We start from the raw sequence: 11,969 nt of genomic DNA, 5'->3' as shown, positions 1-11,969 counted from the left end.
CCGATGGGCACGATCACATCGTCCACCGAGCAGCGCCAGACCGACACGTCGATGGCCGCTTCGGTCGGGCCGTACAGGTTGACCAGTGCCGCCGGGTGTTGGCCCATGAAGCGCCGCACCAGATCCATCGGCAGCGCCTCGCCGCTGGCAAACACCTGGCGCAGGCTGCGGCAGTCGACCAGGCTCGGCTCCTCGACAAAGGCGCGCAGCATCGACGGCACGAAGTGCAACGTCGTGACCTGTTCCTGCTGGATCAGCTGGCTGAGGTACGCCGGATCGCGATGACCGTCCGGACGCGCGACCACCAGGGTGGCGCCGGTGATCAGCGGCCAGAAGAACTCCCACACCGAGACGTCGAAGCTGTACGGGGTTTTCTGCAGCACGCGGTCGTTCGGACCGATCGGGAACGCGTCCTGCATCCAGTACAGGCGGTTCATCAAGGCGCCGTGTTCGTTCATCACGCCTTTCGGTTGGCCGGTGGAGCCGGAGGTGTAGAGCACGTAGGCCAGGTCGCTGGCCGCGACGCTGATCGGGTCGAACGCCGGTGCCGGGGGCAGGGTGTCGAGGGTCCAGGCCTGATGGCCGGTCGGCAGGCGCGACAGCCACTGGGCCTGGGTCAGGCTGACCTTGGCATCGGCGTCTTCGATCAGGAAGGCCAGGCGCCCGGCGGGCAGTTCCGGATCCAGCGGCAGCCACGCGGCGCCGGCGTGGACGATGCCGAGCAGGGCGACGACCATGTCCACCGAGCGTTCCATGCACACCGGCACGATGTCATCGGAGCCGATACCGGCCGCGCGCAGGGCCCGGGCGACGGTTTGCGCCCGGTGATCCAGCTCGGCGTAGCTCAGGCGTTGGCCTTCGAACACCAGCGCCGGGGCGTTGGGGCTGAGGGCCGCTTGTTGGCTGAGGGCAGTGTGCAGGTCGGCAGGGCCGCTGTAGTGACGCTCGGTGGCGTTCCATTCGACCAATTGAAGCTGGCGCTCTGTCGCTGCCAACGGCGACCAGTCCGCAAGGCGGGTCTGCGGTGCGTCGAGCATGGCTTCCAGCAGTTGCTGCCATTGCACCAGCCAACGCCGGGCGGTGGTTTCGCTGAACAGCGCGGCGCGGTACTCCAGCAACACCGACAGCACCTCGCCGTCATACACCTCCCAGCTCAGGTCGTACTTGGTGGCCTGGGCGCTCACGGCGCGTTCGCTGACCTGCAACGACGGCCAGTGCTGGCAGGCCGCATCGGCGTTCTGCATGGCGAACAGCACTTGGAACAACGGCGTCTGGCCGAGACTGCGGGCCGGCTTGAGGTGTTCGACCACCTGATCGAACGGCACGTCCTGATGCTGCTGGGCGTCCAGTACACGGTTGCGGACCTGATTCAGCAAGCCTTCGAAATCCAGGCCTGGATCGAGATCGGCGCGCATGACCACGGTATTGACGAAGCAACCGATCAGCGGCTGCAGCTCGGCGAACGGACGTTGGGCCACCGGGCTGCCGACCCGCACGTCGCGCTGGTTGGCGTAGCGACCCAGCAGCAATTGCGCGGCGCTGAGCATCAGCATGTACAGGGTGGCGCCGCGTTGCTGGGCGAATTGTCGCAGGCGTCCCACCAGCGCTGGCGGCAACTGCAAGTGCACCGCACCGGCCGCCGGGGCGAGTTGGTTGGGGCGGCCCTGTTCGGTGGGCAGGTCCAGCAGGTAGTCGCCGTCCTCCAGTTGCCCACGCCAGTATTCCAACTGGCTGCTGAACGCGGTCTGTTGACCCGGCTCGCGCTGCCAGAGGGCGTAGTCGGGGTATTGCAAGAGCAGTTCCGGCAGTGTGGCCGCCGTGCCCTGGCAATGGGCGCTGTAGCAGTGGCCCAGTTCATCCAGCAGGTTCTGGCTGGAGGCATCGTCGGTGGCGCAGTGGTGCACGGTGAGCAGCAGCAAGGCCTGGGCGTGACCGCAGCGTTGCAGCAGGGTGGCGCGGATCGGCACTTGGCTGGCGAGGTCGAAACGGCGTCCGGTTTCTGCGTGGATGGCCTCGTCGGTCAGTTGCAGCCAGTGCGCGTCGCTGGTGGCTTCCAGGGCTGTCAGCTGCAAAGTGAGGTCGACTTGCGGCTCGATGACCAGCGCCAACTCGCCGTCGCTCTCGCGCACGATGTGGCTGCGCAGGATTTCGTGACGTTGGACCACATCGTTCAGGGCCGCTTGCAGGGCCCGGGTGTCGAGCTCTCCGTCCAATTGCACAGCACTGACCACGTTGTATTCGCCACCGCCGGCGCTCAGTTGTTCGAGGAACCACAGGCGTTGTTGCTCGAACGACAACGGCAGGCGCTCCGGGCGTGGCGCCGGGATGAAGGTCGCGGCGGACGCTTGCAGTGGATCGCCCAGCAGCGCGGCCAGGGCCTCCAGGGTCGGGTGTTCGAACACGGCCCGCAGCGGCGGCACTGTGGCGAACTGTTGGCGCAGACGGGCAAACAACGCCGCCGCCAGCAGCGAATGACCGCCGAGGTAGAAGAAATGGCTGTCGCGGCCGATCTGCGTCGACGGCACCTTCAGCAACTCCGACCACAGCGCAGCGAGTTGCTGCTCGGCGGCACTGCGTGGTGGGTCCAGGGTGTCCGGCGCGGCTTGAATGTCCGGGGCCGGCAGGGCCTTGCGATTGAGTTTGCCGTTGTCGGTCAGCGGCAGTTCATCGAGCAGCACAAACGCCGAAGGCACCATGTAGTCGGGCAGAGCGGCGCCGATGGTCTTGCGCCAGGCGTTGACATCGGCCTGCTCGTCACAGGTCACGTAGGCCACCAGGCGCTTCTCGCCGGGCACGTCCTCTCGGGCCAGCACCACGGCCTGGCGTACGCCGGGTTGGGCGCCGATCAGGCTTTCGATTTCCCCCAGTTCGACGCGGAAGCCACGGATCTTCACCTGATGGTCCATGCGCCCGAGGTATTCGAGCTGGCCGTCGGGCAGCCAGCGCACCAGGTCGCCGGATTTGTACATCCGCGCGCCTTCCAGCGGCGAGAAGGGGTCCTCGATGAACACCTTCGCGGTCTGCTCGGCACGGTTGAGATAGCCCAGGGTCACCCCGGCACCACCGATGTGCAGTTCGCCCGGAACGCCCACCGGCAGCGGGTTGAGGAACCCGTCGAGAACGTAGGTGCGCACGTTGGCAATCGGCCGTCCGATGATGGGGCGGGCCGGGAAGTCATCGACCGCGCAACCGGTGGCATCCACCGTGCACTCGGTCGGGCCGTAGGTGTTGAAGAAGCGGCTGCCAGCAATTGACGGCAGGCGCTGCCACAACTGTGCATCCACGGCATCGCCACCGAACAGCACGAAGCGCGGCAGGTACACCTCGCCACGGCGCACGCCGTCGCTTTCGAGCAGCGCCTTGAGTTGCGCCGGGGTGCACTCGAAGGCGTCCAGGCGGGTTTCCTCGAAGAACTGCGCCAACGCTTGTGGGTCGTAGCGCACGTCTTCCGGGGTCAGGTACAGGCTGTGGCCGTCGAGCAGCAGGATGAGTTCGGCCACCGAGCTGTCGAAGGCGAACGAGTAGTTGAAGCTGGTGCGCATCGGCTGGTCGGTGTAGCGACGGTACAGGCCATGGATCCGCGCCCAGGCCAGGTTGACCACCGAGCCGTTGGTGACCAGGGTGCCCTTGGGCTTACCGGTCGAGCCGGAGGTGTACATGATGTAGGCCAGGTCGTGCGGCCCGGCGAGCGGAGGTAGGTTGTCGTCCGGCTGATCGGCGAACAGCGCCGCGTCGCTGTCCAGGCGCAGGCGTGGCAGGTCGGCGCCCAACTGTTCCAACAGGCCCTGTTGGCCGAGGAACAGCGCCGGTTGTGCATCTTCGAGCATGTAGGCGAGGCGATCCACCGGGTAGGTCGGGTCCAGCGGCACATAGGCGCCGCCGGCCTTGAGGATCCCCAGCAGGCCGACCAACAGTTCCAGCGAGCGCTCGACACACAGCGCCACCGGACGATTGGCGACCACGCCACGGCTGCGCAGGTAATGCGCCACCTGGTTGGCCCGCCGGTTCAATTCGCCGTAGCTCAGGCGACGGCCCTCGAAGCACAACGCGTCACGCTCGGGGGTGCGCTCGGCCTGCTGTTCGAACAGTTGGGCAAAGGTCAGGTGCGTGGGCACCGCCATCTCGGTACGGTTCCATTCCACCACCGTGCGCTGCCATTCCGCGTCCATCAGCAACGGCAGGGCCGCTACCGGGCGTTGCGGTTCGGCGAGCATCTGCTCGAGTAAGTATTCCAGACGGGCCAGGGTCTGGCGGGCACTGTCGGCGACGAACAGGTCCAAGGCGAACATCAGCTCCAGTTGGATCGGTGCATTGGCCGGGCACAGCACGTGCAGATCCAGGTCGCATTCCGAATGCCGCAGAGGGGTGTCCAGGGCTTCGAATTCCAACCCGGGGAAGCGCAACCGCGATTCCATGGCCAGTTGCTGGGCCACCATCACTTGGTACAGCGGTGCGTGGCTGAGGCTGCGGGGCAGTTGCAGGCTGTCCACCAGTTGCTCGAAAGGCAGGTCCTGGTGCAGCAGGCCGCTGCGCAGACGCTCGGCCACCTGCTTCACCAGGGCGGTGAAGTCGGCCTGGGGCTCGAAGTCCGCCCGGATCGCCAGGTTGTTCAGCAAAATGCCGAGCAGGCCTTCGGTGCCCGGTTGCTCGCGATGGGTGACCGGGGTGCCGACCAGCACGGTGGCATCGCCGCTCAGGCGGTGCATCAACACGGCGAAACCGGCGAACAGCACCGTGAACGGCGTGGTGCCGAGGCGACTGGCGAAGGCTTGCACTCGGCCACTGAGGTCGGCACTGAGTTCGCGCTGGACGATCCCGGCGCGGTAGCTCTGCATCGACGGCCGTGGATGGTCGGTGGGCAGCGCCAGCAACGGGCTGCCTTCGCTGTCGCGGCGGTCCAGGGTGGTGGTCCAGTAATCCAACTGGCGCTTGAGTTCGGCGCCTTGCAGGTGTTCGCGCTGCCAGAGGGCGAAGTCGGCGTATTGCACCGGCAAGGCCGGCAGTTCGGCGGCGGCGCCGTTGCAACGGGCTTCATACCCCAGGGCCAGTTCCCGCAGCGCGATGGTGGCCGACCAGGCGTCCGACACCAGGTGATGCAGGGCGATGCCCAGCACGTGCTCTCCCGGTGCCAGGCGCAGCAGGCGGGCACGCAGCAACGGCGGGGAGGCCAGGTCGAACGGCTGCTCGAAGGTGTCTTGCAGGGCGTTGAACTGTGCGCCTTCGCGGGCGGTGGCGGTCAGGCCGGACAGATCCTCGAAGGGCAGGGCGATGTCCAGCGACTCGCTGATGCGTTGGCAAGGCACGCCGTCGGTGCTGTGGATGCCGGTGCGCAGGATTTCATGGCGCGCCAGCAGGTCATTCAGGCTGGCGTGCAGTGCCTGGACATTGAGTTCACCCTTGAGGTGCAGGGCGAACGGGATGTTGAACAGCGTCGTGCCCGGGGTCAGCTGCTCGATGAACCACAGACGTTGTTGCGAGAACGACAGCGGCAACAGGGGCGGGCGCGGCTGGGCTTTCGGTGCCTTGAGGGCGACGGCTTGTGGCGCGGCGGCGTCGGCCTGGCGGGCGGCGATGCTCACGGCCAGCAAGGCCACGGTGGGCTGTTCGAACAGCGTGCGCAGCGGCAGGTCGAGTTTGAAATGGCTGCGCAGTCGCGCAACGATCTGGGTCGCCAGCAACGAATGGCCGCCGAGGGTGAAGAAGTTGTCTTCCACGCCCACGGTGTCGCGCCCCAGGACCTCGGCCCAGATCGCCGCCACGGCGGTTTCCAGGGGGTTGCGCGGGGCAATGCTTTGCTGGGCGTCGGCCTGCCAGTCCAGTTCCCGGGCGGCCAGGGTCTTGCGATCGACCTTGCCGTTGTTGTTCAGCGGCAGGCTGTCCAGGCAGACGAAGGCGGCCGGGACCATGTACGGCGGCAGTTGCGCCCGCAGGTGCTCGCTCAGCCCGTCGCTGCCCAGGGTGTCGTCATGGGCCGACCAGTACGCCACCAGCCAGGCTTCACCCACGCTGTTTTCCCGCAGCAGGACGGCGGCTTCGCGCACGTTCGGGTGCTGCGCGAGACGGTGTTCGATTTCGGTCAGTTCGATCCGGTGGCCGCGCAGTTTTACCTGCTGGTCGCGGCGGCCGAGGTATTCGATCACCCCGTCTGCGCGCCAGCGTCCCAGGTCGCCGGTGCGATACACACGACCTTCAAGTTGCGGGTGCTCGATGAACGCTTCGGCGGTGCGCTGCGGATCGTGCAGGTAGCCACGGCCGACGCCGACGCCACCGACACAGATTTCCCCTGCGACACCCACGGGCACTGGACGCAGGGCTTCGTCCAGCACATACAGGCGGTTGTTGGCGGTCGGCTGGCCGATGGGCATGTGGCTGATGTGCGCGGCCGGGGCTTCGAAGATCGGCTGGAAGGCCACGTCGTCGGCGCATTCGGCCGGCCCGTAGGCATTCATCAAGGCGATGTCGGGGAAGCGCGCGAACCAGTCCCGGGCCACGGTCGGCGGCAGGGCTTCACCGGTGGGCAGCACCCAGCGCAGGTCCGGCAGTTGCAGGTTGCATGGGCACAGGGCGAGCAGGGTGCGCATCAGGCTCGGGACTATTTCCAGCACGCTCAGGCGTTCGCTGGCGAGCACTTGCAGCAGGCGCTGCGGGTCGTGGGCGACTTCGTCCGGGAGGATGTGCACGGTGGCGCCGAGCACCGGCGCGGCGAGGAACTGCCACACGGAAATGTCGAACGCCACCGAAGCGGTCTGCGGGATCCGGTCCTCGGCGCCGAGCCCCAGGGCCGGGACCTTGCCGAAGATGTTATTGAGCATGCCCCGTTGTTCGATCATCACGCCCTTCGGCGTACCGGTCGAACCCGAGGTGAAGAGCACGTAGGCGAGGCTGTCCGGGCGGCCGAGAGCAGGCAGCGGCGAGTCGTTGCCAGTCCTCCAGCAAGCTTCGGCGAACAGCGCCACGGGGGTCTGTTCCAGACCGCTGAGCAACGGATCGAGCAGGGCGCTGCAACCTTCACTGGCGACCAGCAACGGCGCGCGGGACAGGCTGAGGATCTCCCGCAGGCGCTCGGGCGGGTGATTGACTTCCAGGGGCAGCATCGCCGCGCCGGTCTTGAACACGGCAATCATCATGGTCAACAGCGCCAGGCCACGGGGGGCGGCTAGGGCGACCAGTTGATCTTCGCCGGCACCGGCCTCGCGCAAGGCGTGGGCCAGGCGTGTGGAGCGCTGGTCCAGCTCGGCGTAGGTCAGGGACTCGCCGTCACAGAGGGCCGCGACCTGCCCGCCGCGTTGGGCGACCTGGCTGGCAAACAACTGCGCGTAGCTTTGATCCAGTGGGAAATCGTGGGGATTGACCGCCCAATCACCCAACAGTTGTTGACGTTCCTCGGCGGCCAGCAGTTCAAAACTGCCCAACGGCGCATCCGGCGCCGCCAGCATGCCCGCCACGAGACTGGCGATATGGCCCAGCAGGCGTTCCACGGTGGTAGCTTCGAAGCGTTCGCGGTCATAGGACACGCGGATGCCCAGCTGCTCGCCGGGCAGGATCACCACGGTCAGGCCGTAGTGGGTGTGCACGCTGTGGTCCATGCCTTCGAGGCTGAACTGGAAACCGCCTTCGAGGATTTGCTCATCGATAGGGGCGTTCTCGAACACCAGGATGCTGTCGAACAGGGTTTCGCCCCGGGGAAAGTCGCTCCAGCCCTGGATATCCGTCAGGGGCATGTGTTCAAAGTCGCGCATGTCGACGTTGAGCCCTTGCAGGTCACCCAGCCAACTGCCGAGGGAGGCCTCCGGATCCACCGACACCCGCAGCGGCAAGGTATTGATGAACAGCCCGATCATTTCCGCGACGCCGGTCAGGTCCGCCGGACGACCGGCCACGGTGACGCCGAAGACCACGTCCCGTTGGCCGCTGTAGCGCGACAGCAACAATGACCAGACGCCCTGGAAAAAGGTGTTCGGGGTGATCCGACGGCTACGGCAGAACGCGGCCAGCGCCTGGGTTTGCTGTTCGCTCAGGTGGATCAGTTGATCGTCCACCAGCACCGCGTCGGTGTAGCGATCATGGGCCACGCCGTTGTCCACGGTCAGCGGCGTCGGCGCATTGAGGCCTTGCAGTTGGCCGCGCCAGAATTGCTCGGCCTTGCCCGCGTCCTGGCGTTGCAGCCATTGGATGTAGTCGCGAAACGGCCGTGGGCTTTTCAGCTCCGGAGTCCGGTCGTTGCACAGCGCTTCGTAGACCTTGAGGAAGTCCACCGTCACCAGGGAAATGCACCAGGCATCCATCAGGATGTGATGGAAGCTGCGAATGAACTCGTAGGACTCATCGGCCAGGCGCACCAGCCGAAAGCGGATCAGCGGTGGCTTCGACAGGTTGAAGCCGACTTTCTGTTCGTCTTCCAGCAGGCTGCGGATGCGCGCTTCCTGCTCGTGGGCGGCGAGCCCGCGCAGGTCGAGGGTGTCCAGCGGGACCTTGACCTCGCGGTGGATCACCTGCACCGGTTGCTTCTGGCTTTTCCATTGGAAGCTGGCGCGCAGGGACGGGTGCAGCGCCACCACCTGGCGCCATGACTCCAGGAAGGCCACTTCATCGATGGCGCCGCCGATGCGGTAGCGGTCCTGCATCAGATAGACACCGGAGTCTTCGTGGAGCAGGGAGTGGAAGAGCATCCCTTGCTGCAACGGCGACAGCGGGTAAACGTCTTCGATTGGATTGCCGGTGGTTTTTTCGGTGGTCATTGAAAGCGTCCTGCGTAAAAGGGGGCAGCGGTGATGGCCTGGCAGCGGGAGGCGCGACTCACAGGTCGGCCTCGTCCAGTTCGGCCATCAGCGCTTGCATTTCGTCGTCGGACAGGCCCGAGGCGCTGAACTCGGCACTGTCTGCCAGCGGCTCGGCGGCGGATTCGGCCAGTGGTTGCGCGACCTCGGCCATGGCGGCGATGGTCTGGCGTTCGAAGACTTGTTTGGCCGAGAGCGCGATTCCTTGCTCATGGGCCTGGGCAACCACTTGCAGGCTCAGGATCGAGTCACCGCCGATGGCGAAGAAGTTGTCGGTGACGCTCACGTTCGCCAGCTTCAGGACCTTGGCGACGATGGCTTGCAAGGTGGTTTCCATGGCGTTGCGCGGCGCGACGTGGGTGCTTTCGTCGAACTGGTCCGGGTCGGGCAACTGACGGGTGTCGAGTTTGCCGTTGGGGGTGCGCGGGAAGGTCGCCAGGGTCAGTACCCGGGCCGGGACCATGTACGACGGCAGGCGCTCACCGAGGAAACGCTTGATCGCTTCCGAGTCCGGTGCATAGCCATGCGCAGCGAGGACATAGGCGAGCAGGCGTTTACCGGCGGCGTGCTCCTGCACGATCACCGCGGCTTCGCGCACGTCGCTGTGGCTGCACAGTTGCCGTTCGATTTCGCCGAGTTCGATGCGGTAGCCGCGCACTTTGACCTGGTGGTCCTTGCGTCCGAGGAACGCCAGGCGCCCGTCGGCCAGCCAGCATGCAAGGTCACCGGTGCGGTAGGCGCGAGTGCCGTCGGCCAGGGTGACGAAGGCCTTGGCGGTTTCCTCCGGTTTGTTGCGGTAGCCCCGCGCCAGGGTCGGGCCGGCGAGGACGATCTCGCCCGGTTCACCGATGCCGCAGGCCTGGTCGAATTCGTTCAGCAGACGCAGGTCCATGCCCGCAATCGGGCGGCCGATGCTGACGCTGCGGCTCGGCTCCAGTACCTCGTGACTGGCCCAGACCGTGGCCTCGGTAGGGCCGTATTCGTTCACCAGGCGGGCCTGTGGCAGGGTCTTGCTGTGTTGGGCGACCAGGGCCGGCGGGCAAGCTTCACCGGCGACGATCCAGCATTCGAGGCTGTCGGCGCTGGCGCTGCGTTGCAATTGATCGAGCAAGGCCTGATACAGCGACGGCAGCGACAGGCCGTGGCTGACCTTGTGCTGGGCAACCAGCTGCGCCAGGCGCGCCATCTCCAGCTCTTCTCCAGGCGCCGGCAGTACCAGCCGGCCCCCTTGGGCCAGGGTCCAGAAGATCCCGGCGACCGAGCTGTCGAAAGCGAACGACGACAACAACAGGTAGGCGCGTACCGGCGTTTCATAGGCAGCCATCCGCACCTGGGTCGAAAAGCTCAGGGCGCCATGGCTGATTTCCACGGCTTTCGGTGCACCGGTGGAGCCCGAGGTGTAGATCAGGTAAGCGAGGGCGTTCGCGTCCGGCAGGGGCAGCGGCGGCAGGTCGCTCGTGTCGTGCTCGCTCAGGTCATCCAGCACGAAACGTTGCAGGGCGGCCGGCAGGCTGTCGGCCAAATCGGCGCTGACCACGATGTGGGCGATGCCGCTGTCGGCCAGCATGTAGGCGCGCCGATCAGCCGGGTAGGTCGGGTCGATCGGTACATAGGCACCACCGGCTTTCAATACCGCGAGCATGGCGACGATGGCGGCGTTGCTGCGCGGGAAGAGAATGCCGACGGGCACGTCTCGGCCGATGCCGGCGGCCACCAGTTGATGGGCCAGACGGGTGGCGCAGGCGTCGAGGCGGGCATAGGTCAGGTCGCCGTGCTGGTCGCTGAGGGCAATGGCGTCCGGTTGCTGACGAACCTGACGGGCAATCAGGTCCACCAGGGTCAGCGGCTCGATGGATGGTGAGCTCGGTGTGTTAGCGATAATCGCCGATTGCAACGGTCCGCCGAGGGGCAGGCGGGACCAGGCCTGTTGCGGTTCGGCCAGGGCGCCTTGCAGCAGTTGCAGCCATTGTTCGCCAAGGCTGCGTGCGGCTTCGGCGCTCAGGGTATGGCAATCGTAGCTCAGGCTGGCGTGCAGGCTGTCCGGCAACTGGCGGACATTCAGGCAGGCTTTCACCGGGCCCATCAGCGCGTCGGCGTAGCGTTCCCGGGCATCACCGGAACGCCAGGCGAAGGCGTAGCCCGTGGTGAGGTTCCGGGTGTAATAGTCTTGCCAGCCGGTGCTGCGTTCCACCGAGGCGGCCAATTGTTGGCTCTGCTGGAGCAGGGTGGCCTGAGTATCCAGGTCGATGTTCAGAGGCAGGCATTGCTCGAACACGCCCAGGACGTTGTCCAGTTCCGGCCCGCGGCTTTCGTGGGTCAAGGTGAGCGGGACCTGCTGCTGGCCGGCCAGGCGGCCGAGTACCGCCGTCCAGGCGGCCAGCATCAAGGCCGAGGTCATGGCCGGGTGACGGGCAAGGTCGGCGGGGAGGGCCAGTGCCTGTCGGGCAGGGGCGAAACCGGCTCCGCTGGGCGTTTCAAGGGGCAGTTGCAAGGTGGGCTGCTCGGCCTCGTCCATGGCTTTCCAGAAGCTCACGCCTGGATGGTCGGGTTCGTCTTCCACCAGGTTCCAGCGCCATTCGGCGTAGTCGGCGTATTGCAGGGCTTCGGACAGATCCGCCGGGGTAGCTTGCAGCAGGGCGTTGGCCAACAGCCTGAGGCTGGCGAGGTCGAAGTGGCTGCCCGCGCCGGCCAGGTCCAGCACCGATGCGTCATCCGCCAGGCGCACCAGGGTGACGGCCAGTGACGCGGTCCAGTCCCGGGTTTGCGAAACGAGACGCGCCAGTTCGGCATCCTGGTCGGCGCTGTTGTGCTGGCGCAGGTCCAACTGGGCCACCGTCAGTGTGCCGGTCTCGTCGATGACCTGCACCGGATGACGCAGGCCCGGTACCGGCACCAGGCGAGTCCGCAGGATTTCACTGGCGGCCAGCAACGCTTGCAGGCGGCGGTTCAGCGCTTCGACATCGGTCGGGCCGGACAGCGACCACTGCAAGTGACAACCGAACGGGTGCTCGGCAGCGCCCTTGATGTGGGGATACAGCGCTGCCTGTTGCGGCGAAATACGAAAACCTTGAAGTCCGCTCATGTTCAACTCGACTGGAAATGGGGGGGTGGACCTGCGGCAGCGCCGGCACCGGGGCTCACTGACTGAACATCACGCGAGCCGCTGGCGAGCGACGGATGCCGCCGTTGAAA

The 11,969-nt window shown here is 66.4% G+C and carries 2 protein-coding genes; both read right to left on the bottom strand.

The annotated features are described in order from the left end of the window. Positions 1 to 8,738: amino acid adenylation domain-containing protein (locus CGA22_RS26330; protein WP_188258754.1), on the bottom strand; the 8,738-nt coding region annotated here is incomplete at its 3' end. Between the two features lie 58 nt (positions 8,739 to 8,796). Then, entirely contained in the window at positions 8,797 to 11,859 is a 3,063-nt protein-coding gene (locus CGA22_RS26325) for a non-ribosomal peptide synthetase (protein WP_041022844.1), read from the bottom strand. Positions 11,860 to 11,969 lie beyond the last annotated feature (110 nt).

It is taken from the genome of Pseudomonas sp. PSB18 (assembly GCF_014596565.1).
In the GTDB taxonomy this organism is placed as follows: Bacteria; Pseudomonadota; Gammaproteobacteria; order Pseudomonadales; family Pseudomonadaceae; genus Aquipseudomonas.
The sequence above is the reverse complement of the archived record's forward strand: the minus strand, read 5'-3'. Positions and strand labels throughout refer to the sequence as shown.

Bases quoted from the DNA above. Each gene is read 5' to 3' on its own strand.
- CGA22_RS26325 (WP_041022844.1), bottom strand. From the start codon at position 11,859: ATGAGCGGACTTCAAGGTTTTCGTATTTCGCCGCAACAGGCAGCGCTG.